The organism is Spirosoma endbachense (assembly GCF_010233585.1).
GTDB lineage: Bacteria > Bacteroidota > Bacteroidia > Cytophagales > Spirosomataceae > Spirosoma > Spirosoma endbachense.
The window spans coordinates 4,787,223-4,813,608 of the sequence record NZ_CP045997.1; the positions used below are offsets into that span (position 1 = coordinate 4,787,223).

The 26,386-nt window shown below is 49.1% G+C and carries 24 protein-coding genes; 4 read left to right on the forward strand and 20 right to left on the reverse strand.

Going from position 1 to position 26,386, the window contains the following annotated elements; translation table 11 throughout:
- Nucleotides 1-3: 3 nt before the first annotated feature.
- From GJR95_RS19310 to GJR95_RS19325, 4 genes are read right to left on the reverse strand one after another with little or no spacing between them, the layout of a single operon-like run.
- Complete coding sequence (locus tag GJR95_RS19310) at nucleotides 4-762, reverse strand: LytR/AlgR family response regulator transcription factor (RefSeq protein WP_162387421.1); 759 nt, start codon at nucleotides 760-762, stop codon at nucleotides 4-6.
- Between the two features lie 2 nt (nucleotides 763-764).
- Nucleotides 765-1,427, reverse strand: a complete 663-nt coding sequence (locus tag GJR95_RS19315) for a Uma2 family endonuclease (RefSeq protein ID WP_162387422.1) — start codon at nucleotides 1,425-1,427, stop codon at nucleotides 765-767.
- Nucleotides 1,428-1,463: 36 nt separating this feature from the next.
- A complete protein-coding gene (scpA, locus tag GJR95_RS19320; RefSeq protein ID WP_162387423.1) occupies nucleotides 1,464-3,611 on the reverse strand; it encodes a methylmalonyl-CoA mutase in 2,148 nt (715 codons plus the stop codon).
- 12 nt (nucleotides 3,612-3,623) lie between these two features.
- Entirely contained in the window at nucleotides 3,624-4,988 is a 1,365-nt protein-coding gene (locus GJR95_RS19325) for a methylmalonyl-CoA mutase family protein (protein ID WP_162387424.1), read from the reverse strand.
- Nucleotides 4,989-5,290: 302 nt separating this feature from the next.
- Between GJR95_RS19325 and dnaA the strand changes: the two genes are divergently transcribed.
- Nucleotides 5,291-6,700: a chromosomal replication initiator protein DnaA gene (gene dnaA / locus GJR95_RS19330; protein ID WP_162391773.1), complete on the forward strand. Its 1,410-nt coding sequence runs from the start codon at nucleotides 5,291-5,293 to the stop codon at nucleotides 6,698-6,700.
- Nucleotides 6,701-6,733: 33 nt separating this feature from the next.
- Nucleotides 6,734-7,756 (forward strand): GNAT family N-acetyltransferase, encoded by a 1,023-nt coding sequence (locus tag GJR95_RS19335; protein ID WP_232541243.1) that lies wholly within the window; start codon nucleotides 6,734-6,736, stop codon nucleotides 7,754-7,756.
- On the opposite strand, the gene GJR95_RS19340 is transcribed toward GJR95_RS19335, so the two are convergent.
- The 15 genes from GJR95_RS19340 to GJR95_RS19410 all read right to left on the reverse strand — a co-directional run bounded on the left by GJR95_RS19340 (nucleotide 7,753) and on the right by GJR95_RS19410 (nucleotide 21,830).
- On the reverse strand, nucleotides 7,753-8,541 hold the full coding sequence (locus tag GJR95_RS19340; RefSeq protein ID WP_162387425.1) for a DUF3108 domain-containing protein: 789 nt from the start codon (nucleotides 8,539-8,541) through the stop codon (nucleotides 7,753-7,755). The genes GJR95_RS19335 and GJR95_RS19340 overlap by 4 nt on opposite strands.
- A 28-nt stretch (nucleotides 8,542-8,569) precedes the next feature.
- Nucleotides 8,570-9,616 carry an aminopeptidase gene (locus GJR95_RS19345; protein WP_162387426.1) on the reverse strand — a complete coding sequence of 349 codons (1,047 nt, stop codon included), beginning with the start codon at nucleotides 9,614-9,616 and terminating at the stop codon, nucleotides 8,570-8,572.
- A gap of 122 nt (nucleotides 9,617-9,738) precedes the next feature.
- The gene (locus GJR95_RS19350; protein WP_162387427.1) at nucleotides 9,739-11,316 is read right to left on the reverse strand and encodes a serine hydrolase domain-containing protein; all 1,578 of its coding nucleotides are present in this window, start codon (nucleotides 11,314-11,316) and stop codon (nucleotides 9,739-9,741) included.
- Between the two features lie 55 nt (nucleotides 11,317-11,371).
- On the reverse strand, nucleotides 11,372-11,962 hold the full coding sequence (locus tag GJR95_RS19355) for a LutC/YkgG family protein (RefSeq protein ID WP_162387428.1): 591 nt from the start codon (nucleotides 11,960-11,962) through the stop codon (nucleotides 11,372-11,374).
- On the reverse strand, nucleotides 11,955-13,343 hold the full coding sequence (locus GJR95_RS19360; protein WP_162387429.1) for a lactate utilization protein B: 1,389 nt from the start codon (nucleotides 13,341-13,343) through the stop codon (nucleotides 11,955-11,957). Before GJR95_RS19360 ends, GJR95_RS19355 begins: the two co-directional genes overlap by 8 nt.
- Nucleotides 13,344-13,354: 11 nt before the next feature.
- The gene (locus tag GJR95_RS19365) at nucleotides 13,355-14,095 is read right to left on the reverse strand and encodes a (Fe-S)-binding protein (protein WP_162387430.1); all 741 of its coding nucleotides are present in this window, start codon (nucleotides 14,093-14,095) and stop codon (nucleotides 13,355-13,357) included.
- Nucleotides 14,096-14,180: 85 nt separating this feature from the next.
- Nucleotides 14,181-15,215: an L-rhamnose/proton symporter RhaT gene (gene rhaT, locus GJR95_RS19370; protein ID WP_162387431.1), complete on the reverse strand. Its 1,035-nt coding sequence runs from the start codon at nucleotides 15,213-15,215 to the stop codon at nucleotides 14,181-14,183.
- A 318-nt stretch (nucleotides 15,216-15,533) separates the two neighbouring features.
- On the reverse strand, nucleotides 15,534-16,175 hold the full coding sequence (locus GJR95_RS19375) for a cysteine hydrolase (protein ID WP_162387432.1): 642 nt from the start codon (nucleotides 16,173-16,175) through the stop codon (nucleotides 15,534-15,536).
- Between the two features lie 250 nt (nucleotides 16,176-16,425).
- Nucleotides 16,426-16,983, reverse strand: a complete 558-nt coding sequence (locus GJR95_RS19380; protein ID WP_162387433.1) for a GNAT family N-acetyltransferase — start codon at nucleotides 16,981-16,983, stop codon at nucleotides 16,426-16,428.
- Nucleotides 16,984-17,031: 48 nt separating this feature from the next.
- On the reverse strand, nucleotides 17,032-18,132 hold the full coding sequence (locus GJR95_RS19385; protein ID WP_162387434.1) for a mandelate racemase/muconate lactonizing enzyme family protein: 1,101 nt from the start codon (nucleotides 18,130-18,132) through the stop codon (nucleotides 17,032-17,034).
- A gap of 83 nt (nucleotides 18,133-18,215) precedes the next feature.
- On the reverse strand, nucleotides 18,216-19,346 hold the full coding sequence (locus GJR95_RS19390) for an amidohydrolase family protein (protein WP_162387435.1): 1,131 nt from the start codon (nucleotides 19,344-19,346) through the stop codon (nucleotides 18,216-18,218).
- 20 nt (nucleotides 19,347-19,366) lie between these two features.
- Nucleotides 19,367-19,846, reverse strand: a complete 480-nt coding sequence (gene ispF / locus GJR95_RS19395; RefSeq protein WP_162387436.1) for a 2-C-methyl-D-erythritol 2,4-cyclodiphosphate synthase — start codon at nucleotides 19,844-19,846, stop codon at nucleotides 19,367-19,369.
- Nucleotides 19,847-19,901: 55 nt separating this feature from the next.
- A complete protein-coding gene (locus tag GJR95_RS42840; RefSeq protein WP_162387437.1) occupies nucleotides 19,902-20,228 on the reverse strand; it encodes a HEPN domain-containing protein in 327 nt (108 codons plus the stop codon).
- A complete protein-coding gene (locus GJR95_RS19405; protein ID WP_162387438.1) occupies nucleotides 20,225-20,578 on the reverse strand; it encodes a nucleotidyltransferase domain-containing protein in 354 nt (117 codons plus the stop codon). The genes GJR95_RS42840 and GJR95_RS19405 overlap by 4 nt, the downstream gene beginning before the upstream one ends.
- Nucleotides 20,579-20,594: 16 nt before the next feature.
- Nucleotides 20,595-21,830, reverse strand: coding sequence for a M16 family metallopeptidase (locus GJR95_RS19410; protein ID WP_162387439.1), 1,236 nt, complete (start codon nucleotides 21,828-21,830; stop codon nucleotides 20,595-20,597).
- A 107-nt stretch (nucleotides 21,831-21,937) separates the two neighbouring features.
- Between GJR95_RS19410 and GJR95_RS19415 the strand changes: the two genes are divergently transcribed.
- Both GJR95_RS19415 and GJR95_RS19420 read left to right on the forward strand, forming a co-directional pair.
- A complete protein-coding gene (locus GJR95_RS19415; protein ID WP_232541244.1) occupies nucleotides 21,938-23,044 on the forward strand; it encodes a tetratricopeptide repeat protein in 1,107 nt (368 codons plus the stop codon).
- 153 nt (nucleotides 23,045-23,197) lie between these two features.
- Complete coding sequence (locus GJR95_RS19420; protein ID WP_162387440.1) at nucleotides 23,198-24,202, forward strand: phosphotriesterase family protein; 1,005 nt, start codon at nucleotides 23,198-23,200, stop codon at nucleotides 24,200-24,202.
- A 95-nt stretch (nucleotides 24,203-24,297) separates the two neighbouring features.
- On the opposite strand, the gene GJR95_RS19425 is transcribed toward GJR95_RS19420, so the two are convergent.
- The gene (locus GJR95_RS19425) at nucleotides 24,298-26,211 is read right to left on the reverse strand and encodes a DNA polymerase III subunit gamma/tau (protein WP_162387441.1); all 1,914 of its coding nucleotides are present in this window, start codon (nucleotides 26,209-26,211) and stop codon (nucleotides 24,298-24,300) included.
- Nucleotides 26,212-26,386 lie beyond the last annotated feature (175 nt).

Genomic DNA, 26,386 nt, shown 5'->3' on the forward strand with positions numbered 1-26,386 from the left:
AAGCTAGGCCACTAACCACCGTCGAATCTGATCTTTTACCGTATCCCGATAGCTTGACCCAATAACCAGATCACGGCCATTGGTGAGTACTATTGAATTTCCTTCGACTGTTTTGACATGCTTCAACTGAACCAGAAATGAACGATTAATACGCAAAAAACGGTCAGCAGGCAGATTTTCGGTTAGTTTGTTCATCGTAAGATTCGTAACGACAAACCGATCGGGCAGGAAAATCTTGATGTAATCACCCAGAGCCTCGGCCATGATGATGTCATCGAATCGAATTTGCTCCAGCTTTTTATCCGTTTTCAAGTAGATGAATTCATTCGTAAGCTCAGGGGCCGGTTGATCCGCTACGGCTGGAGGGGAGGGGGGAGTAATACCCGCTTTCGCTTGTGGGAATCGCTCTTTGACCCGGCCAATAGCTTTCAGAAATCGGTCGAACGGAATGGGCTTGAGCAAGTAATCGGTTATGCCAAAATCAAATCCGTCGAGTGCATGATTGGGATTGGCCGTTGTCAGAATTACGGCGGGATGAGGGGTTGGGTAGGCCCGCAAAAATTCAATGCCTGTCATTTCAGGCATATTGATGTCCAACAGAATAAGATCGGCCTGGAGGGCGGGCAATTGCTCAAATGCTTCAATGGCATCGTCGAATGTGGCGATTAATTGAAGCGATGGCACACGACGAACATACTTTTCGAGTAGCTCCTGCGCCAGGGGTTCGTCTTCAATAATGACGCAACGGAGGGAGGATTGCATGGCTAGTTTAATAGACTTTGTAAAGCACTCTGATTCGCGTCTTTATCAAAAATAGCCCGTATCGGGATTATAAACCCCTGAATAGTCAGCGCTGTTATTGTATCATTGAGATGAAAATTCCCAACAGCGTCGAAAGCCATAAATTCCTCATCTAGTTGAAATTGCTCGACAGTTTGCCGTATCGGATCAACTAACCAGTATTCACGGACACCGTGCGACGCATAATCTTCGAACTTAATCCCGCGGTCGCGTTTGGCCGTTCCTTTCGATAGAACTTCAACGATTAAGTCAGGGGCTGGATGCTGCATGGTTTCGTCATCGAACTCGTCGGCTACCTCCTTACGCCAAAAGCAAATGTCAGGTTCATAGTCGTTGCGGGTCAGCGAAACCATCGCTTTCTCAATATCGACTTCTCCCAAATTGTGTTGACTTACAAAGTTTTGTAACAGATTGAAGAGATACTTACTCGCTCGTAAATGCCCACGTTTAACAGGCGAATGCATAATGACTTTACCATTGATAAACTCAGCTTTTACATCATCTGTTAGCCACTCATAGAACTCTTGCCGTCGTTTTTTCTCATCATTCAGAACTGCCTGAACGCGATTGATAATCAATTGTGCGTCTGGAGCATCAAGGAGTTCGGTTATGAGTTCGTCGGTCATGTTGTAATAGGGTTCTTACGTGAAGATACAAAAAACTCACTCCTTCATCAATTCGCTCAGAATCTTCTGGGCGGCAATCGAAATGACGGTTCCCGGCCCGAAAACGCCTTTTACGCCCGCGTCGTACAGAAACTGATAATCCTGTGCCGGAATAACACCCCCGGCAATAACCAGAATATCGTCGCGGCCAATCTTTTTCAGTTCGTCGATGAGTTGGGGCACCAGTGTTTTGTGGCCTGCTGCCAGGCTCGATACGCCCACAATATGCACATCGTTTTCGGCGGCTTGTCGGGCCACTTCGGCGGGTGTCTGGAATAGCGGCCCCATATCAACATCGAAGCCCAGATCGGCGAAGCTGGTGGCAATGATTTTGGCACCCCGGTCGTGACCATCCTGCCCCATTTTGGCAACCAGAATCCGGGGACGTCGACCGTCGAGTTCGGCGAAGTGATCACTCATCTCACGGGCTAACCGGAAATTCTCATCATCCGATACTTCGGCCGAGTAAATACCCGATACAGCCCGGATCGTGGCCTTATGGCGGCCAAATGCTTTTTCCATAGCGTCAGAAATTTCACCCAGCGTGGCGCGTTGGCGGGCGGCCTCGACAGCAAGGGTCAGTAGATTCGTTCCGGCAGTCGGAACCTGGTTCCCGGCTGCTTCTGTAAGTGCGGCAAGCGCGGCTTTTACCCGATCATTGTCCCGAGTTGCCTTTACTCGCTCCAGCCGTTGAATCTGAGCTTCCCGCACAGCCTGATTGTCAATGTTGAGGAGTTCGATCGGGGTGTCAGATGCGGGTTTATAGCGATTAACGCCCACGATCACGTCTTTACCCCCGTCGATACGGGCTTGTTTACGAGCCGCTGCTTCTTCAATGCGTAGTTTGGGCAAACCCGTTTCAATGGCTTTTGTCATGCCACCCAATTTCTCGACTTCGTCAATCAGGGCCCATGCCTTTTCGGCTAATTCTTTTGTTAGAAATTCAACGTAGTAAGAGCCGCCCCACGGGTCGACCACGCGGGTTATTTCGGTTTCGTGTTGGAGGTAAAGCTGCGTGTTTCGGGCAATGCGGGCCGAAAAATCGGTTGGTAGCGCAATGGCTTCATCCAGTGAGTTCGTGTGTAAACTCTGTGTGCCACCAAGTACGGCTGCCAGCGCTTCGATCGTTGTGCGGGCAACATTGTTAAACGGGTCCTGCTCGGTCAGGCTGTAGCCGGAGGTTTGGCAGTGGGTTCGCAGCGCCAGTGATTTTGAATTTTTAGGATCGAACTGCTTCACAATTTTTGCCCAAAGGAGCCGCCCTGCCCGTAGTTTGGCGATCTCCATGAAGTGGTTCATGCCAATACCCCAGAAGAACGACAAACGTGGCGCAAAATCGTCGATGCCCATACCCACGCGTAACCCTGTACGAATGTATTCGAGTCCGTCTGCGAGCGTATAGGCCAGTTCGAGCTGAGCCGGTGCACCCGCTTCGTGCATATGATAGCCGCTGATGCTGATGGAGTTGAACCGGGGCATATGCTGACTGGTGTACGCGAAAATGTCACCAACGATTCGCATCGACGGTTCGGGTGGGTAGATGTAGGTATTCCGAACCATAAACTCCTTCAAAATATCGTTCTGAATTGTACCGGATAGCTTTTCGGATGGAACGCCCTGTTCCTCGGCCGCAACGATAAAAAACGCCATGATCGGTAATACAGCCCCATTCATCGTCATCGACACCGACATCTGATCGAGTGGGATCTGGTCGAACAGAATCTTCATATCTTCCACAGAATCAATGGCTACCCCAGCTTTGCCTACGTCACCCACAACGCGTGGGTGGTCGGAGTCATAGCCCCGGTGCGTGGCCAGATCGAAAGCAACAGATAAGCCTTTTTGTCCGGCTGCGAGGTTTCTGCGGTAGAACGCGTTCGACTCTTCGGCGGTTGAAAAACCTGCATATTGGCGGATTGTCCAGGGTTGGCGGACGTACATACTCGCGTATGGCCCACGCAGAAACGGCGGAATTCCAGCCGCATAATTCAGGTGTTTGGCATCTTCGATATCGCCAGCCGAAAAATGAGGTTTGAGCCTGATGCCTTCAGCGGTGGCGAAGGCGTCAGGCTGTTGAGTGAGATTGGGTGACGGCTCACGCTGAACGGGCAACTGGGTTTGTATCTTGCTGAAGTCGGGTTTCATAGATCGGTGAGTTTACTCAAATTCGGCGGCTAATCGGCGATCGGGTAATAAACTTGCCGACGTTTCTGACGACTGATTCAGTTGATTCGTGGTTTCATCGGATCGAAACTTCGTGACGCCAACCAATACCTTACCAGCCCTTATTGCGTCGACTTTAGCCTGATAAGCTTGCTCAATTTCGCCGGGAATAAACCCATCGGCAAATGCTCGTTCAAATCCTCCCCGTTTTTCAACCTCCAGAAACAATGCCCACGCTGACTCGACCAGCTGTTGGGTCAGATTTTCGAGGTAATACGAACCGGCTGCCGGATCAGCGACTTTGTTCAAATAGCTTTCTTCTTTTAGTAAGATCGATATATTTCGGGCAATGCGGTCAGCAAACTCATGATCGGATGCGATGCCTGAAACTGTATCGTAGGGATGAACGGTTAGGGCATCACAGCCGCCCAGAACGGCCGCCATTGTTTCGGTTGTTGCCCGTAATAAATTGGCGTAAGGAGTAACGGCTGCGTCGTAGAACGTTGAGGTTTGGCAGTGAATAAACAACGATGACTGAACTGACTCATAGGCTGTAAGAAATCGGACCAGCAGGACGCGCAGGGCACGAAGCTTGGCGATCTCCATGAAATAATGGGTGCCAACCGATACAGACAGCAGCGTTTTGGCAACGAGCTGTTCAATCGTCAAGCCCAGATTGGTCAGATGGTCGTACTGGTCGGCGAGTGATGCCAGCAGAAAGGCCAGTTCCTGCGTTGCGGTCGCCCCGGCATTGTGGAATAAATGGCTACTGGCGCAGATCGTACGGAACTGAGGAGAGTCGGAAGTGGCTTTCGTGACATCAGCTACAGTCTGATAATCAGCACCAATGGGTTGTCCGGATTGTAGCCATCGTGCCATCGGATCAGTGAGTAAGCCGCCCCGCAGTTGATAAGGGGCAACGGTTTTCAATGATTCAACGAATGCCGTCGGGTGGTTGGTTTTGAAAAAAACAGGGGTGTCACTTAATTTTATCCCGTTCAGTAGCCAGGATAAATCAATATCGGCCGAGGAGGGCAGGTTAAGAATAAGCGCATCGGCCCCTCGATTGATCGAATCACGTAAAATTATACCGTCAGTTCGTTCGTTGGTGATTTGTCGCTCCGGCACATTGAGCCAGCCAGGAACTTGCTTTTGTGCCGCCTGTATCGTTTCGAGGGGCAGGCCATTCAGGTCATCGGCTGTGTAATAGGGGTCAACAACAAAACCCTCGTCAGTAGGCCAACGGAGGCTCTCATACGGAGAATTGCCAGTACTTGTGCTCTTCAGTTCTTTCTGAACCTGCATCAGCCAGGCAGACTTGTCGGCGTCCGGAAAGAGGTCACTCAAAAGTGGCTCCATTGAATAATTATAAAGTGCGTAAGTAAAAGTAGTATTTTCTCTTTTTGGGGACAAAAACGCTTTCTTATCCCCGTAGGTAACGAGTCTGTTGCATTATTCAAAGGGATTACCGTAAGTCATTGACGTTCCGTCTGAAACAATTAATTTTAGCTTAATGAATGATGGGGTAGGCGTAGTGGTTCAAAAAAAACGCCATCCGGCCCGGTAGTTTCGGTCAGATTATTCCCTACATTTGTCTCCCTTTTTTTGCGACACCAACGTAACAGAAATGTACTCCCGTGAATGTAACTACCCAGACAACCATGCAGCGTGAAGTGATGACGGTATGGAATCGCTGTCTGAGCGTTATTCGGGAGATTGTACCCGAACAAAGCTTCAATACATGGTTTGAGCCAATTGTGCCCCTTCGGCTCAGTGGTAATGTACTGACGATTCAGGTCCCGAGTGAATTTTTTTACGAATGGCTTGAAGAAAACTTCGTTCATGCCCTGCGTAAAGCGCTGGATACGGCCATTGGGCGCGATGGGCAGCTGGAGTATTCAATCATCGTTGACAAAGGCAATGAGCAAAATCGCCCGCTGACGGTTAATGTGCCAACGACAAAATCTCCCCAGACATCCAAACCCGATAACGTCAATCCCGACATTTTAAAAAGCCCGTTCCAGCTTAAAGACCTCGATTCGCTCACGCTTGACTCGTATCTGAATCCCACCTACACCTTCGACAATTATGTGGAAGGAGACTGTAATCGATTGGCGCGGCAGGCTGGCTATGCCGTGGCCGAACGTCCGGGCATTACGTCGTTCAACCCGCTCATGATTCACGGGGGAGTAGGGCTTGGCAAAACGCATCTGGTTCAGGCAATTGGGAACTACATCAAGAATAACAATCAGAATAAGTTTGTTCTTTATGTAACGTCGGAGAAGTTCACCAACCAGTTTCTGAACGCTATCCGTAGCGATGGTATACGCGATTTTACGGCGTTCTATATGCAGGTGGATGTGCTCGTTATTGACGACGTTCAGTTTTTACAGAAAAAAGAGAAGACGCAGGAAATTTTCTTCCATATCTTCAATCATCTCCATCAGTCTGGTAAACAGATTATTATGACGTCCGACCGTGCTCCGCGGGCATTAGATGGATTGGAAGATCGGCTACTGTCGCGGTTTAAATGGGGGCTTTCGGCCGATTTACAGACGCCCGATCTGGAAACGCGCATTGCCATTATTCAGAAAAAACTTCAGGCTGAAGGTATTTATATCGAAGATACCGTGATCGAGTATCTGGCTCATAGCGTGAATACTAACGTCCGTGAATTAGAGGGTGTTATTGTTTCACTGATGGCGCAGGCATCGCTGAACCGACGCGAAATCGACCTGGAATTAGCCAAACATACGCTTCGAAACATCGTCGTAGATTCGGAACGTGAAGTCACGATCGATTCGGTTCAGGAGACTGTTGCTGGTTTTTTTAACGTAACAATCGCCGATCTAAAGGCAAAGAGCCGCAAACGTGAACTGGTTTATCCGCGTCAGGTGGCTATGTATCTGGCTAAAGAAAAAACGGATCTATCACTCAAATCGATTGGCTATCATTTCGGTGGGAGAGACCATAGCACCGTTATTCACGCCATTCAGACAATCAGCGATCAGGTGTCTAAAAATGCCGAAACCCGTGCTTCGATCGAAAAATTAAAGGCACTTTTTAAATAGGCTTCGAGAAGTCTATAGCAGGTAGTATAATCGATGAGCCAACTCTCTTCCAGGCAACCTGCTGATCCTATAATGCCAACGTTTGTGTCTCGGCAGCAACTGGATATAGCTGCCTGGGATGCCTGTGTGCTGGAATCACCGCAACGAATCGTCTATGGCTATTCGTGGTATCTGGATGCCGTGTTGCCAGCCCCCGACTGGTGCTGGATGGGGTTAGTCGTGTACGATGAGCGAGGAAAGTATCGGGCTGTAATGCCTGTGCCACTTCGCCGGAAGCAGGTTTTCGGAATACGGCACCAGTGGGTCGTTCATCAGCCGTTTTTCTGTCAGTTCCTATCCGTTTTCAGCCTTGATACAACCATTGACCCTACACTTTTTTTGTTGGTGGTTCAGCAGCGGTTTCGCTATGGGTCTTCATTAAGCCTGAATGTATCGAAACCACTTTCCTCTGAGGTACGAACGCTTACGACGCATGTACTTGACTTGTCGGTCGGTTACGATACCGTGTTTAGTCAGTATTCGTCTGATCGCCGATTGAATCTCCGTCGGGCCGAAGCCGCCAACTGGACTGTTAGTGACTCCTCCGATTTGAATCCGCTTCTAGACCTGTTTCGCCTGAACCATGCTGATGCCATTCGGGGTGGTGTAGCCGATTGGGCCTATACGATCTTTGCTGGTCTTGGTGATGAGTTATTTAGGCGAGGGTTCGGCATTTTGCGGTATGCTACGCGAGATGGACGCGTTGAAGCGGGAGCCCTATTCGTGCGGGAAGGCAACCGAATTATTTACCTGTTTAATGCGGCATCGGAGACCGGACGAAAAAAAAATGCCCGGACGCTCCTGATCGATCAGGTCATCCGGGACTATGCAGGTCAGAAATTCGTGTTCGATTTCGAGAGTCCGGAGAAGCCCTCTATTGCAGGCTTCTATGAGAGCTTTGGCTCGGCCAGAGAACCATTTTATTCCTTTCGATGGAACCGATTAACGGCATTCGAGCGAGTGTTAATCCGCTTAAGTCGTCTGGTCACGTCAAAAAAAGGAAATACAGATGCCTAGTAATATTTCAGTTGCTGTTTCAGGCCACCATTACGTTTCAGGTCCATCACCATCGAGCCAACCCACAAATCAACCTCAACTTTAACCGGAACCTTGTTGGCGTCATCGGACACAAAAATACGGATCGATTCTTCGTCCTTAAATAGTTTGTTCTGAGGGAGAACAGGGTTGAGTTTCAGGACGTTGATTTTGCCGAATTTCGTTTTTATAACATCCTTCCCGCGGTAACGAACCTTCATGTTGTAGACCGTATCGTCGTAGAACGCAGGCAGCTCAATGACCTGCCCATTGTTGATTCGGCTGAAATCAAACGTTCGCAGGAAATAGTAGCCACTAATAAAATCATGGACGTTATCGGGAACCTTAAACACGTCGCGTTCAGTACGTTCTTCCGCTTTTACCGTGTTGGCTTCATGGTTAAAGGTAATGTTTTCCTCTTTGCGATAATTGTTTTCCTGAAGGTTGCTATAGAACTTCTGTGGAAGAATGGCCGAGGTGTCGATGTATGACCGCCAGGTATCACGAATACGCGTTACGAGGTCGAAAGCGCCAACAGTACGCCCGTCCACATTGACGCGATAACAGGGCCGTTCATTAACTTTGTAAACCGTCGGACTAACGTCTACAATAGCTTCGGCCGCGTTCAGAAACCCGTAGTGAACCCGGTATTCAAGATGTTCGCCCGGTCCAAAGCTGGTATTGACCACGCGCCGGTAAGCGTTCAGGGCCGAAAAACCAGTTCCCAAAATGGAGATGATACCAAGGCCAATTAAGTACTTCTTCATAGGAACAACCGCCCACTTCGGGCATCGTTTATAAAGATGGATAAGTTTGTTTAAGAAAAGTCAGATACCGTTTAAAGTCTCCGCCAAATTTATGCTCAAATTCCTGCCTGAAGCGATTTTGTTGCTTTCTATAGGTCAGATAACCAATAAAATACGCATTATTCGGTAGGTTTAGTTTGTCCCAACGTCGTTTTTTTATTGAACGTATCGCATCCTTGCTCCGTTCGTCGGTAATTGTATCCGACGAGACAACAATCTGCCGGATGGTTTGCCACTTCAATGAGTCTTTAACCGATACAACCGTTGTAATGTTAAATGTTCGATAGAGACTATCAAGCATTTGGGTTCCACGCAGTATGTGCTGGTCGTACCGTTCATAAAACGCTTTCGTGGCCAAATAGTCACGGTAGGGCGTTGAATTTATGCCATATCTCTGAGCCAGAAAGCGCAACGTACCGTACTCGCCCACAAAATCAGCCAGATTCTCGTTATATTCTAAACTGTTTTTGACGAACAATGTCCCGTGCGTCAATTCGTGAATAATCAGTTCTGCCAGACTTCCTACCGGTCGGTCGAGAAAACTGGACAGGACCGGATCATTCAAAAATCCTAAAGTCGACCAGGCCGACACTTCACCTATACGCGTATCGAGGCCTTCTCGTTTCAACTCGGCAACTGTTGAATCAGCCCGATCTTTTTCGAAAAAACCTTTATACGAAAACGTGCCAATTATTGGAAAATGCCATTGTCGGGCAACAAGTTGGTAGGGTTCTGCCGCCGTAATAACCCACAGGATTGGCTTTCCATGCTGGTCATAAAAGGATTCATAGCTACCTGACTTGTCTAACCCAAGCGAGTCAATAGCAAAACGTTTAATTTCGCGGATAAGTTCTATTTTTCGTTTTAATGAGTCCGGATAAGTCCTATCGGCCAGAACTTCATCAACGGGCTTTGTATTCCATAAAATGCGTAGCTGACCACGGGCCTGCATCCATCCATAACTGACCAGTTCCCGCTGCCATATAGCTAAGACAACTAAAATTAATAGTACCCCTAAAGCAATCTTTTTCCACATACAAAATCGGAGAATCCGACTACAAACATACAAGATCCAGCCGACAGTAGGCAGTGGGCAGTAACAATGGGCCTGCGCCAACTGAATACTGCCCACTGCCTACTGTCGACTACCTAATGGATTTAGGCCAGCAAACGCCCCTGCAATACAGGCCGGTCGTCTTTTATGGCTGAGTTGAGAATTGCCAGGCTTTTCTTGAATTCGACCTTGACCGTGTCTTTGTCGAAGTTGCAGGTTATGGTCTCGTAGTGGGCTGTTTCAATAAACCGCACAGTCAACACAAAGGTGTTGGGGTCGGTCCAGGTGCCGCTGGAGGCAATTTTGGTCTGAGTTTCTCCCGGAATCAGCGTTGGTGTCAATTTTAGCGGCAGCGCAGACAGGTCGGTTTCTTTCTCGACCCAGCGACCCATGCCGCAGTTGATGCGGTGTTCGCCCTTATCGTCCTGAATTCTGAAAATGCCGCCGTCTTTCCCAAAATTCAGCGAAACCGCTTTGACATGGAGGGCATTTTCGGCGATGTTAAACGTCTTATTGTCGATCTGTGCGATGATTGGCGAAGTCGACTGCACATTTTGTACAGGAAGAGCCAACGACGTTAGTTTCTGTTTCAGGTCAGTCTGTGCTTTCGCATCCGCTGGCAGTGCTTTCTCTTTCACGGCTCCCAGAATGTGGTTCCAGACATTGTCCAGAACGGCCTGCATATCGCTGGTTTCGCTTGTGATCGCAACAACCATATCTACTTTGGGCAGAACGATGCAATACTGACCGTAGGCACCATCGCCCCGATAGGCATCATTCCGACAGCGCCAGAATTGATAGCCGTAACCCTGTAGCCAGTCATTTTCTTCTTTTTTTCGCGATCCGCCTTTCGATTGGATTTCGAATTTGGTAGCATCCTCAATCCAGTTGGCGGGCAATAATTTCTTGCCATTCCAGACGCCTTTTTGCAGATAAAGCTGTCCGAATTTGGCGATGTCTTCGGTTTTGACGCGAAGTCCCCATCCGCCGGTATTAATTCCTTGTGGATTGACTTCCCAGTCAGCTCCTTCGATACCGAGCGGGTCGAAAAGGCGGGGTTTCAGATAAGCCAGCACCGTTTGGCCGGTTAGTTTCTGAACAATGGCCGATAGCATGTAGGTGGCTATGCTGTTATAGAGAAAAAATGTGCCGGGCTGATGCTCAACCGGCTGGGCCAGAAATGCTTTCGCCCAGTTCTTTTCAGCACGAACGGCAGGTTCTTTATCATGACCTGTCGACATGGTGAGCAAATCTTTCACACGCATGGCCGCCAGATTCTCGCTGACTGTAGCCGGAACATCGTCCGGGAAGAACTTGATAACTTTGTCGTCGACCGTCAGGCGTTTTTCGGCAACGGCCATGCCAACGGCTGTTGATGTAAAGCTTTTACTCAGCGAATAAAGCGTGTGTTTGAGATCGGGTGCATAGGGAGCCCACCAGCCTTCGGCTACTACGTTGCCATGACGCAGCACCATCATACTATGCACGTTTAGTTTCTGCGTTTCGACAGCATTGGCAAAATTCAGCAAACCCGCCGATGATATGCCCTGTGCTTCGGGCGTACTGCGGAGAAGCCTGGTAGTGCCTTTGGCCCATACCTCGCCGGGAAGCGATGAGAGGAGGCCAATACCCGCGGCACCAAAACCTAATTGTTTCAGAAAAAGCCTACGATTGAGCTGCATACGTTCTTAGATAAAAGTATGCAGTCAAAAGCCTGGCCTGAACCGATTCTCCTTTTCAGGGCAATAAAAATACGGTTAATGTTTTGGAGCCATGAGCACCAATCACCAGCGACTGTTCAATGTCGGCGGTTTTGGATGGGCCCGCAATGAACGTTCCGAACCCCGTACTGGTGTCGATGAGCCGGTAAGCTTCGTGCATGTTGCCAACGAGATTCTTTTCTGACAAAACGATCGATAGATTGAGCGTAATGAAGGGCATGGCACGAATACCGATAGCTGTTTCATCGAGCCAGATCGCTGCATTTTCGGCAACGCCAACAATACCTTGCAGGACAACAAGATGAAGATCAACTAAAAGGCGGAGATCCTCCTGCGGGGTAAAGTTACTAATTTCAAGGCCCGGAACGCGACTTAGTATCGGTAACGTAAGGTCATACTCTTCGGACAGGAATGCGCTTGCCTCCGCCAGTGAAGTTACCCGTATGGCCTGGCCCCCATTGGTCTGCACCATTTTCATGAACGAGTCTACCAGATTATCCGCCGAAATATTGGGCGGGAAACCGATCGTTTCAGGTAAGGGCAGTAAATCGGGTTTGCCCCGGCCAATAGCGGCCAGAATGGTTTCTCGGGTGGTTGGGTTAGCCATTTTTTTTCTGGTTTTGTTGAGCATACCAATCCCGGAAACTCTGCTCGGGGGGCTTAGGCATATCGCGATGAATGGCCCACGGATTCAGGCTGGGTTTGTTGGCCAGCGACGGAAATTTCTGCATGAACCAACGCCCTGCCCGACCGGCAAACCGATACAGCCACGGATGACTAAATAAAACGTCCATACCGGTCATTCCCACCTTTTTGGTAGACTCCACAGCGCCTGCTTCGCCCAATACCTGCCGCCATTTATATAACTGCTGATGGATGTCGATCTTAACGGGGCACACATTGGTGCATGAGCCGCAGAGCGTTGACGCGAAAGGTAAATCGGCATACTCTTTCATGTCGATGTTTGGGGCAAGAATGGAGCCAATAGGCCCCGCAACAGCCGTATGGTAACTATGCCCGCCACTGCGCCGATAGACCGGGCAGGTATTCATGCAGGCTCCACAGCGAATGCACTTCAGCGAGTTGCGAAAATCGGGGCTTGCCAACTGGCGTGTCCGGCCGTTATCGACCAGTACCAGGTGCATTTCCTGGCCCGGCGCGGGTTTCCGGAAATGGCTGGAGTAGGTCGTTACTGCCTGACCTGTAGCTGATCGTGCCAGTAATCGGAGGAATACACCAAGGTGTTCGGCCTGCGGAATGACTTTTTCGATACCCATGCAGGCAATGTGAACTTTGGCCAGATGGGCACCCAGATCGGCGTTACCTTCGTTGGTGCAGACAACAAAACCACCTGTTTCGGCGATGGCGAAATTGACACCCGTAATGGCTACATCAGCCAGCAGGAATTTCTGGCGAAGGTGAATTCGGGCGGCTTCGGTAAGGTATTGCGGATCGGTTGCTCCAGCTTCGGTGCCTAAATGGATGTGAAACAGATCACCTATGTGTTTCTTTTTGAGGTGAATGGCGGGCAGAACAATATGGCTCGGCGGCTCATTGCGAAGCTGCACGATCCGCTCGCCCAAATCCGTGTCGATAACCTCAATTCCTTCCTTGATCAGGAAAGGGTTCAAATGACACTCTTCGGTGAGCATGGACTTACTCTTGACGATCTTGGTAGCCTTATGCTTCCGCATTATATCCAGCACGATCTGATTGTGTTCGTCGCCGTTGGCTGCCCAGTGAACAATAATGCCATTTTGCCGGGCATTTTCTTCCAGCTGGATCAGGTAATCGTCTAACTTCGAGAGGGTGTGTGCCTTTATTTGCGAGGCTTGTTCACGCAATTGCTCCCACTCAGGCAGCGATTGAGCGGCCCGGTCGCGCTTGCTGCGCACAAACCAGAGTGTTTCATTATGCCAGTCTGTATTTTCCTCGTCACGCAGGAAAGCCTCAGCGGCTTTGGCGTGTTTGGGAGAAGCAGTATCCATTCGTTTGTTGTTTAATTTCCTGAGGTCAGAATTTCGGCAATGTGCATCACGCGTACCGGACTCTTCTGACGACGTAATACGCCTTCTAACTGCATCAGGCACGACATGTCGCCACCTGTAATTACTTCAGCGCCATGACGGAGGTGATCATCGACGCGATCTTTTCCCATCTTGGATGACAACGCTTCTTCAAACACGCAGAACGTGCCACCGAAGCCACAGCATTCGTCAGGCTGAGAGAGCGGTACGAGGTCGAGGCCATCGACCAGATTCAGCAAGTGTTCGGGTTTCGAAAACTTGGGCGCGACCAGTTCTGACATTGACGACAATTTCAGACCCCGCTGGCCGTGGCAGCTGGTATGTAACCCGACCCGATGCGGAAAACGCGCTTTGGGCAATTCTTCGACTTTCAGAACATCAGTCAGAAATTCGCAGAGTTCGTAAACGTTGTTGCGTAACCGGGTTGCTTCCGCGGGTTGTTCGTCGGAATGAAGGTGCTCTTTTAAATGCAGGACACAACTGCCGGAAGGCCCGACAACAACGTCGCAATCAGCGAAATTGCGGATAAAATTTTTGTCGCAACCGGCCGATAAACTCTGGAAACCAGAGTTGGCCATTGGCTGACCGCAGCAGGTCTGTTCCATTGGAAACACAACCTTAACACCGAGTGATTCGAGCAAGCGTAGTGTGGCAATGCCCACATTCGGATAAAATTGATCGACGTAACAGGGAATAAATAAGCCTACGTTCATCTTTTACATGAAATCACCTACGAAAATAACGAAATATGGCGCATGAACGGGCCTATTTCTGTGAATAAACTCAACGACAGGCTCATTAAGCCTGGGTTCCCAGACCGATTAATACGGTCGACAGAACAATCAATAGTAAACCAGCAAACACCACGCTATAGGTTCGGCGGCTGGCTCCCCGCCATTCCCAAAGTACTAAACCCCAGAGTGTGCTGAAGGTAATAATAAAGGCCATGTGCATTGTCCAGCCCGCAAACCGAATGCCATCTGGCAGGTAGTTATCGCCCATGCCGTAGAAGAAAAACTGGAAATACCAGGTCGTTCCGGCGAGCATTGCCCAGATGTAGTTACGAAGCAGCGGTGTCTGACTATCCGTATAATCGCCGAATGACCGATTTCGGCGATTTAGAATCATGCACCAGATGAAATTGGTTGTAAAGCCACCGAACATCAGCACCGGATAAATTGCATTGTTTTGCCAGAGCGGGTCGGTTCCGTTCGTAACGGCCATTTTTGCAATCGGTTTTCCTGCTGTCAGCGCAAAAGCGAAACAGGCGCTCAGAATGCCCGAAATGGTGGCGACGATAATTCCTTTTTTGAGGTTAAATTCGGCAACGGTGGCTTTTTGTTGCGCCGGGTTGAGTTCCCGCTCTTTCAAGACACCAGCCCAGCCACAAACGGCAATTCCAGCCAGACATAACGCCACTCCGCCCAGTGTGTAATGACCCGTACTGGTGTGGAGAAGCATATCTATTTTTCCGTCCCAGATCGGTGGTACAAGGGTTCCAAACGCCGAGCAATAACCCAATGCTACAGCCATACCCAGAGAGATACCCAGATATCGCATGGTCAGGCCGAAGGTTAATCCGCCAATGCCCCAAAGAACGCCAAAAAAATAGGTCCAGAAGAGGGTATTGCTATTGGCCGATGTGATACTTGGAATCAGCCCATGTACGGTTAAACTCCCCATCACCCAGGGCACAATGATCCATGATGCCACCCCGCCCACAATCCAGGCACTCTCCCACGACCATTGCTTAACGTTACGGAAGGGCAAATAAAAACTGCCGGAAGCAAACCCGCCGACAGCATGATAAAAAACTCCCAAAATGGCATTCATAGAAAAACGGTTTAGGAAAATGTCAGACGGATCAACCGCCCACCGGTCAGGGAAAAAGACAGTAACTTGTAAAGATGATACGTAATGACGAGAGAACTTTCCTGCTCTTTCCTGCCGTGTTCAGAAACAGAACGTTTTACGCGCCTTCTCTGATAAGAATCTGAGGGTGTATGCCTACTCATTTACGAGAATGGCAGCTATCACCTAAGTTTCGTCAACAGAATTTGTTCATAAATCAACTAAAAATAACGCGACTGGCACCGCATTAATCTATCGGCACCAGTCGCGTCTCCCGAAACTGTAGAATTTCAAGCAGAATCAGGCCGAGTAACCCCGTGTTTCTACTTCCTGAACAGCTTCACCTGTCAGTTCATCTAAAAACTGATCGTGAGTCATGGGTTTAGAAAACATGGGGAAGTTTTTGGCGCAGGCAAATTTTTGTTCTTCTTCGCTAAGGGTGGCAGTGCAGTCGGTAAGCGTTACGACTTCAAAGCCTTTTTCGTAGCCGGAACGCATGGTCGATTCCACGCAGCAGTTGGTGAGAAAACCACCCAGCGCAATCGTTTCGATGCCTTTACTCCGAAGAATAAAGTCAAGATTGGTGCTGGCGAACGCATCCAGACCGCGTTTACCTTCCAGCACAATATCGCCGGGCTGTGGGGCCAGCGAGTCGATAATGTCAACGCCCCACGAACCTTTCCGGAACGATTGACTGTCGACCACACCTTTCAAAATGCCATATGGATGCTTCGTAATCTCAAAATAGCCTTCCTGAAAGCTAATCGGCGAATGAATAACAACGGCTCCGGCTTCACGGGCTTTCTGGACCAGATCGAGAGTGTTGGCCAGCATGTTGGTTGATTCCATTACACCCTTAACGGCATCGTGCAGGCTACCACCCGGCGACGTAAAATTGTTCTGATATTCGATCAGGACGACGGCGGTTTTTTGCGGATTCATGACGGTTTGGTTTTAAAGGTTTGTTAGTATTCTTCAGCGAATGCCTTTCTGTATTATCTGGAACGTGGACGAGCGGTTCTTTATTAACTAAAGTACCCTGAAGGTTGTGTTTACTCCAATGCCTGCCCGGCTATGATTCGAAACTTTTGGCAAAATCGCGGTAGTAACGTGAAGGAGTTCGTTTGTTTGGTAAGTATAATTTGATGCTGAAAAACAGAACGTTACAGATTATTGCTCATCTGGATTAACTTCACTTCTGGAAGTCCCACAAGACAATCACCCAGGTTTCGCCAATGGCTGGATCGTAGAATTCGTGTAGTGTTTCGAAGCCAACGCGAGCATGGGCGCGAAGGGAGCGGATATTGTTGGCTGAAATATCGGTTATTAATACCTGATAGCGATCGCTATAGACATCGCGGTGGTGCTGAAACATCCGGTCGAATATCCGTTGTCCCCGATAACCCTCCGCCACACAAACCTGACCCATTACATACCAGGCATGGTCGCGTAGGGGTTTGCCGTCGTATTGTAGTGTGTCGATCAATCCGAAAAGAGGTAATAATTCCGGAACATCGGCTCCAAATTCAGGCAGCATCGTCAGGGCGTAACCGACTACCGTTTCGCCATCTTTGGCAATAATACTTGGAGCCGCCAGATTCATGCGACTCAGAATGGCGGGGTCATGCTCGACCGTTACGAATCCCTGATCGACCTGCACCTCGACGGATACATTTTTGCGGAGGTTTGCCTGTTGCAGTGCCAGAATTCCCTGCACATCAGCTTCAGACTGGACGGTGGTGATGGTCATCTAATGAAGGATTATGCATGAAGAGTGAAACGTGTTGACCCTTCATTTTTAACTAATTGTCATTCGCTCAGATTTTGCCAGGAATGCGGTATCTACTTCAGCGCCAATGCCGGGCGTATCGGGTAGTGTAATCTGATAACCGTTGTAGGTAATGCCGCCGTAGATCGGATCATGGGCATGCTCAAAACAGCCATCCAGGTCGCAGAAACGCACGTTTTGCCGGGCAGCAGCAAAATGGGCATTGGCTGTTAATGCCAACCGTGACTCCGACATACACCCAATCATGCAGGGTATACCGGCGGCTTCGGCGATGGCGTTGATTTTGAGGGCTTCAAAAATACCCCCACTTTTGGAGAGTTTAATATTGAAGTAATCAACGGCTTCTTCACGTACCAGCCGGATCGCATCCGTCGAATCGAACAGGCTTTCATCGGCCATGATCGGCACGGTCGAAAGCTGACGAATTTGGCGTAATCCGGCAATATCGTGACGCTTAATCGGTTGCTCGCAGTATTGTACATTCCAATTACCGATAGCACGGAGCACACCTGAAGCAGTCACCACATCCCATCCCTGATTGGCGTCGGTGCGGATGGGTATACTATCGCCAATCGCTTTTCGAATGGCTTCGATGCGTCTAATATCGTCTTGCAATGTGGTGCCTAACTTTACTTTGATGGCATCTGCGCCCTTTTCCTGAATCCGAAGCGCATCTTCCACCATCCGTTCGGGCGTATTGATATAGATCGTTTCGTCGGTGACGAGTGGTCGTTTCGATCCGCCTAAAAATTGGTAGAGCGGCATCCGGGCGGCTTTGGCAGCAATGTCATAAAGAGCCATATCGAACGCCGATCGCGTAGTCGGGTGGCCGGGCAGGTATCGTGTCAGTGCATTGATACAACCTTCTATATCGAGCGGGTCACGACCGATCAGCAGCCGGGCCATGTCATCGGCAGCGGCCATGCCCGATGCCTGCGTTTCGCCGACGATCATCCAGAAAGGCGACCCTTCGCCCCAACCGGTAATATGTTCGTCGGTTTGAATTTCGACTAGTATGTTCCGGGCGTTTTCAATCGTACCCAGTGAAATGGCAATTGGCGCTTTCAGCGGAATATCGAAGCGATAGAGGGCAATCTGGGTGATTTTCATGCTTACAAGCAAAGGATAGCGCACAGGTCGCAAAGTCATTCAGCTTAATGAACGCTGCCCTTTGCGACCTGTGCGTTTAAAAATTACTTCGGGAACTGGCCTTTATCAAGACCGGGAATAATGCGCAGGGCATTTTTGTAATACACCTTTTTCAGCACTTCATCGGGAAGCCCCATGCCATACATGCGCCAGAACGCATGGTATTTTTTATGGTAAGGAAAATATTCATCGTCGGTTTCGAGAACGCGGAAATAAGTCGCATATTCGGCCGGAACCCAACTGTCTTTGCCGAACAAAATCCGGTCCTGATATTTCTCGAAGAACTTCCGGGAGGCTCGTGGCTGGCGGCCCAGTTCGGCAATAACAGCCCCAATCTCGACATTCATGTTCGGGAAAACCTTCATTAAACTGTCGAGTTTATTGAGGTCATTCGGGTACCAGCCCATGTGTGCTGCAATGAATGTAGTTTTCGGATGTTTGCGGAATACATTGTGCTGCTCGGCAATGAGTTGTTCCCAGGGGACAGGATCATTCGGAGAGCGTTTGCGACCAGCGTGGAGCTTCAGTTCGAGCCAGCGTTCGTTGTAGCGGTCCATGGGGTCCCAGAACGATTTGGGATCGGCCGTATGAATCAGGACCGGAACGCCCAGTTCACCACATTTGGCCCAGATGGGGTCAAGACGAGGATCATCAACCCGAACGCGTTTGCCTTTGTCGTCTTTAACGCTGAACCCCAGATTTTTATAGATCTTTAACCCCCTGGCTCCTTTCTTTACGTCATCTTCAAGAGTTTTTACGGCCTTGGCTGTCCAGTCTTTATCGTTCACATCGCCGAAATTAAGGTTCGTAAACAGAGCCAGTCGTTTCGGGTTACTTTTCTGAACATTGGCCAGCGCATTGTCGAAAAATTTAGTGCTTTCGGTTTCGTTGCTGCTAAATCCGCGTCCGCTCAGGTTAACCATCAACCCCATATTCAGGCTATCCATCTGCGCAATCAGCTTGCTCAGATCGGCATTATCCATCTGATACTGATGGTTATGCACATCGATGAATGGATATTTCGAGCGTGTTAGTTTATGTTCCGGCACTTTTAGCGTCGAAACCGGATCATATTCTTCAAAGCCCAGGGGCTCGGCGGGTTGGGCAGGTTTAGGCTGACCACAGGCAACTAATCCTGTCAGCAGGATTGCCGGAAGGTAGAGGAGGTTCTTCATAGACAGATTGTATTTACAAACTAACCCCTAAAGATAAGGGCCACGCAATGAGCTGCAATACCTTCGCCCCGCCCCACAAACCCAATGTGCTCGGAGGTGGTTGCTTTAATTGAAATATCATCTTCCGGAATGGCCATAACCTCAGACAGACACACTTTCATGGCCGGAATGTGCGGATTGAGTTTTGGCTCCTGCAAAACGACGGTCACATCCACATTCGAGATTTCGTAGCCAGCCCCGCGCACCATTTTGAGTACTTCGGCCAGCAGTAATTTGCTGTCTACACCTTTCCAGCGTGGGTCTTTATCCGAAAAATGGTAGCCAATATTTCGCATGTTGGCAGCACCCAGCAACGCATCGCACAACACATGACATACTACATCGGCATCGGAATGACCAACGGGTCCAAATGCACTCGGAATCAGAATGCCTCCCAGCCAGAAGGGGCGTCCTGATTCAAGGCGGTGAACGTCGTATCCTTGTCCTACTCGTATTTTCATAAGGTAAACCCGTGTTCTCGTAAATAGGCTTCGGTCTGGAGGAGAAATTCGGATGCTATGTCAATGGCTTTCTGGGCATCTGATTCTGAAACGTCTTCATCTGGATCCTACTCACCAGTCTGACATAATTCGAATAACTCGTTGAGTAAAGTCGAGTCTTTTTTGACAAATGGCCCTTTATGAAATTAGCACTAAACAGCCCACGTACGGCAGCATGCGATTTTGTTGTAATACGTTTAGTTGCGAGTAAGGCTCGAATCGCATCAAAGTAAGCGTAATAGGCTCTACCACAAGCTCCTCGGAATTTCCCATTCTGATATAAAATAATTGCCTCCTGTAAGCAGTCTTCAGCAATTAACATATAATTCCCAACTGTACTCATAAGGTTTTGCCTTCACGACGAACGTTTTGGTAGAAAAGCAGATCAGAAGACATATACTTTGTCAGTGATACGGGCTTGAACGAAACAAAAACCCCAAATTTGTCCGTTAAATCGCTTGCCCGTTCGCCAAAAAACCAAATTTCGTTACCTGCTTTTACCTCTTTATCATATAGAACAACCATATAATCCACATCAGATTCGGGGCGAAAATCCCCTCTTGCATACGAGCCGAACAAGATCACCCGGTCAAGACGGTCACCATAAAGTTCAGTCAGCGCCTGTCTGACTTCCTGCGATAAGGCTTGCAATTCATCCGGAGTGAGTGCTTTGGGTTTATAGGTTGTTTCCATATAGTTCGTTTAGCGTTTACGCAGCCCGGTAATACAGCGTCGAACAGTTTTCTTTCTGCAGCACCTTACCAGCTATGCTCTGTACATCATCGGCGGTGACGGCCTGAATGTGAGCAGCTTCCTCATTGACAAGATCCGGATTTCCCGAATTGGCTGCGAAGGCAAGATTCATGGCCCGATTCAGCAGTTCAACTTCCGCAAAGGCAAGCGTTGCTTCAGCCTGATTTTTCACTTTGGCCAACTCATCTTCTGGCACGGTCTGCTCAACGAATTCCTGGATAACGGCTTCGACAGCTGCATCAGCTTCTTCGAGAGAAATACCCGCATTCAGCGTTCCCTGAACGACCAGAAGGCCAGGATCGATAGACGAGGTAAGGTAAGCGCCTACGTTGCTGAATAATGGATTGTCGCGCAGTAGTTTCTGATAGAGTCGTGACGATTTACTCCGGCCAAGCATATCACTCAGGAGATCGGTACGGTAGAAATCAAGATCAAAACGACCGGGCATGTGGTAGGCTTTATATAAGCCATTTAAGGGCACTTTTGCCGATGTTTCCAGCTTTCGGGCTTCGGTCTGGATCGGCTCCGACGGCAACTGTCGGATGTACTGCTCGCCCGCTGGAATCGGCTCAAACCACTTCTTGCATAACTGCTTGATCTGCTCAACGGTTACGTTGCCTGCCACCACCAGAATCGCGTTATTGGGCAGATAATATTTAAAGAAAAATGCTTTCACATCGTCCAGTGTGGCATGTTCAATATGACTGATGTCTTTGCCAATAGTTGCCCAGCGGTAGGGATGCTGTTGGTAGGCCAGCGGTCGCAGTTTCAGCCATACATCGCCATAAGGCTGATTCAAATACCGCTGTTTAAATTCTTCGATCACTACTTTCTGTTGAACATCGAGCACCTGTGGATCGAAAGAAAGGCCCAGCATTCGGTCTGATTCGAGCCAGAAAGCCGTTTCCAGATTAGCAGCCGGAAGGGTGATGTAATAATTCGTAATGTCGGGGCTGGTAAAGGCATTGTTTTCGCCCCCGACCTTCTGCAACGGTTCATCGTAGCTCGGTATGTGCCGTGATCCGCCGAACATCAGGTGCTCGAACAAGTGGGCAAAGCCTGTGCGTGACGGATCTTCGTCGCGGGAACCAACATTATAGAGAATATTAACAGCCGCTATGGGCGTCGATTCATCTTCATGAACAAACACCCGCAGGCCATTGTCCAGCACAAACTGTTCGTAATAAATCATGGTAAAACTTTTGCGTATAGCCCTCGTTAGATAATACGCCGTTAACAAAAGTACGGTCCTGCTTGTATAGAATCAAACGATGGTTCTTGACTCCAATAGTATTGATCTTGAAAAATATCCTTTTTTTTCTCAGCCTGTTGTGCCTGCCGCTACTGATGCGGGCTCAGGCCTTAACTGACTCGGGCCTCCAACAAACTGTTCTGAAAACGCTGGATCATATCTATAATTTCGAGTTTTCGGAAGCCGATGGGTTAATTCGGCAGATTCAGTCCCGCTATCCACAGCACCCCGTCAGTCCCATTCTTAAAGCTACTGAACTGGAGTTGCAATATTTGCCCCTTCACGAAAATAAAGTGGCTACAGCGCAATTCGTTCAGGCAGCTAATCAGGGGCTGGAACTGGCTAAGAAGATGCTTGATAAAAACGAAGATGATCCGGAAGGCGTGTTTTTTGCCTTGACGGCCCACAGTTACCTGGCTTCGCTGTATAATAACAAAGGCGAGTCTCTGAAAGCTGTCGGTGAGTCGAAAAAAGCGTATAGTTTTCTACGGACGGGTTTCGCCTTAGTGAATAAGAGCCCCGATTTTCATTTCACGTCGGGTCTATACAATTATTATATAGAACGCTACCCGATGGATCATTCGGTTGTTCGGCCGTTCATGCTTTTTTTTCAGGATGGCGATATGGCACAAGGCTTGAAACAGATGGACGTGGCCAGCAAAAAAGGTATGTTTATGCGACCAGTGGCCAATTATTACCTGGCTCATATCTACCTTAAGCATGAGATGAACCCCGCCCGGGCGGTTGTTTACACGAAATACCTGGCCGATAAATACCCAAATAACCCGTTGTTTGGTATGATCAACGCAGAGTCTTTATTGCTGTCGGGGCGGTATGCCGAAGCGCGACTTTACGTGCAACGGTTGAAGCAAATGCCCAATAAGCTCGTACCACTGGCTGTCAATACATTCGAGGGTATGCTGGCCGAATATGCTGATAAAGATGATAAAGCGGCTGCCCAGTTCTACGAGGCTGCGCTTAAATTACCCTTCAGTGAGTCCTATACGAAGGAATATCATGCCTTTGCCTATAGCGGAATTGCCCGGATTGCCGCTCGTTCCAACGATCGGAACCGGGCCAGACAATACTATAAAAAAGCGTTGGCTGTTGGGGAATATAAGTCGTTGATCCGGGAAGCGAAAGCATATAGGTAAAACAGGCCAATGATTGACTTGTTCTGTGCAGAATCTTCTGTCAGTCATAAAGTGTAAAGCCGTGCCACGGTTCATCCGTGAATGATGCTCAACCGTGGCACGGCTTTACACTTTATGACTGACCCTGTATTGATTGTCTTTCACTGTTAGACCATGTACTCTCGTCGTTCGTTTTTGCAAAGCTCGCTGGCTGGCCTGTTGTTTGTTCGCAAACCCAAACGGATGGTTCAGACCGTAACGGGACCGTTATCGGCATCGGCTATGGGTCTGACACTCATTCATGAACACGTGCTGGTAGACTTTATTGGCGCGGACAGGATTAGTCCGGATCGCTGGAATCGAAGTGAGGTCGTTGCAAAAATGCTACCTCATCTGACGGAGTTGAAACAGTTGGGTTGTCAGACCATACTGGATTGTACCCCATCTTTCCTGGGTAAAGATCCACTTTTATTAAAACAGCTGTCACAGCAGTCGGGCGTCCGGATACTGACGAATACGGGTTATTATGGAGCGTCCGATAATAAATTTTTACCGGCTCATGGCCTAACCGAAACCGCCGACCAACTGGCCGAACGCTGGGTCGCTGATTTTGAGAGGGGGATTGACGGGACAGGTGTTCGGCCGGGGTTTATCAAAATCGGCGTTAACCCCGGATCATTGTCGGAACTTCACCGGAAGCTCGTCATGGCGGCTGCCCGTACGCACAAACGTACAGGTCTGACCATCTGCTCGCATACAGGTCCTTACGTCCCCGCTTTTGAGGAGTTAGCTATCCTGAAAAAGGAAGGTGTTCGGCCTGATGCATTTGTGTGGGTTCATGCGCAGGGCAGTAATTCAGTTCATTACGCCCGTTTTGTTCGGGAAGGTGCCTGGGTTAGCCTGGACGGTTTAGACAACAGCAATGTGGATAAATATGCCGAAACACTATTGCTGATGAAAGAAAACCGATTTCTTCACCGGACGCTCCTTTCGCACGATGCGGGCTGGTATGATCCTGCGAAACCAGATGGAGGCTCCATTGACCGGGATTATACAGTCCTGTTTAAACGGCTTATGCCTACCCTGAATAAACAGGGATTCACGAAAAACGACTGGAAACAGATTCTGGTCGATAATCCAGCAGAAGCGTTTAGCCTGTCTGAACCGGGATTTAAGTGATTTTAGGATTAATCGGATTTAGCTTTATTCACGTATTCAGGAAAGAGACTAACAAACTCCTGTAAATCTTAGAATCAGTTAAATCCCGGTTTGGATTAATAATCAACCTCCAGATTCAACACTTTTCTGAGTTCATGCAGGGCCGGATTTTTTTCGGCGAGGTAATTAAATTTGTCCTGCGAACTGTAAATCATCTTCTTAACCTCCTGAACCATCACTGTGTGTTCAACCTGGATCCTGCTATTCTGTAGTTCGGTGCGCAGGTAGCCAAGCAATTCGGGCTTTAGTTCGGTGAGGTAGCCGACCTGCAACGTGTTGTCCAGCGTTATATGAATAGTAGTGCCATCGAGCGTTATCGTCCGATTCAATACCAACTGTTCCGTAGCGGAATCATTCTGGCTGTGCCGGATTTTGGCAAATGTTAGCCAGGAATCCTGTAACTCCTCCAGACTGAATGGTTTATCTGGCCGACTGGGTGCGGCTACAACAACTTCTTCTGCCGTTTCTGCCGCAGGCTGAACAGGCCCGGTAGTAAGCGCAACTGTTGACCGAAGACGGCTCGTGGCCGGGCGTGTTGGCGGAGCAATCTTTGGCTTTATTGTAGAAGGGTTTGGCAGGGTAGCCGTATCGGTAGTTGATGCATTTCCTGCGGCTGTATTCCCGTTTGTATGGCTACCTGTAGATGCAGTTCCATTGGTGCCGTTTGTTGGCGGGGCAGTCCTGTAACCATTAATGGGTTCGCTGGTAATTGGGTGCTGCTCGATCAGTTGGCCGATACTAGCTGCTGACTGAATGGGCTGTTCGTGAATTGGATCGCTGTTTTTTTTTTCATCTGCCGGCTGATCGGCAGTAGAACGTTCGCTGGCTAGTGAGCCATTGTGCGGTAACTCAGGTACGGCGTCCCAGTTGAGCAGGTTACGCAGATTGGCCAGTTTCATCAGCCAAAGTTCGGTATGTAACCGTTGGTCTTTGGCTTGTTTGTAATTCATATCACACTGCCCGCCCAGGCTCAGCGCCGACAGCAAAAATGACATAGGGGCCCGTGCCGACTGGTCGAGGTATTGCCGTCGAACGTTCTCGGTCACTTGCAGTAACTGAACGGTTGCCGCATCCTTACAAACCAGCAAATCGCGGAAGTGGCGGCATAAACCAACCACAAACTGGTGACCATCAAACCCTTTGCGCAGTATTTCGTCTGCCGTAAGCAGACTCTGCGGTAGATTACCCGACAGCAGCAGATCGGTCAGTTTGAAATAGTAGTCGTAATCGAGGATGTGCAGATTATCCAGCACCTCCTTATACCGGATGATTCGGTCGGCAGCGAACGTGACATTCAGATCGAACATCGACAGCGCATCGCGAAGACCACCATCGGCTTTTTGTGCGATCAGGTCAAGCGCTTCACTTTCTGCCACGATGCCTTCTTTTTCGGCGATTTGGGCAAGGTGGCTGGCGATATGCTGCGGCTGAATTCGGTTAAAGTCGAAAATCTGGCATCGTGACAGAATTGTCGGCAGAATTTTGTGCTTTTCGGTCGTTGCCAGAATGAAAATAGCGTAGGAGGGGGGTTCCTCCAGTGTTTTCAAAAAGGCATTAAAAGCCGCCGACGAGAGCATGTGCACCTCGTCAATGATGTAAATCTTATACTTACCCGACTGGGGCGGATAACGAACCTGATCGATCAGATTACGAATGTCTTCAACGGAGTTATTCGAAGCCGCATCCAGTTCGTGAATATTGAACGACGCACTTTGGTTGAAGCTCACGCATGACTCGCAGGTATCGCAGGCTTCACCCTCGGCAGTTAGATTTTGGCAATTAATTGTCTTGGCCAGAATACGGGCGCAGGTTGTCTTGCCGACTCCACGCGGCCCACAGAATAGAAACGCCGACGCTAAGTGATTGGTCTTGATGGCGTTTTTAAGTGTGGTGGTAATGTGCTCCTGTCCTACGACGGTGTCGAAGGTGGCAGGACGGTACTTGCGGGCCGAGACCACGAAATTTTCCATACTCAAAGTTAGCAAGGTCAGGCCGGATTTCAAACGAGAGATTGGGTCAGATGGCCCTGTTTGCTCGATTATTCTCTGTCGGCAAGCGTTGTTTTATTCATGGCAGATGACCCAGAATAGGGCCTCTGGTACTATGAACGTGATTTTTGCAGGCCTGTCATCCGATCATCAAAAT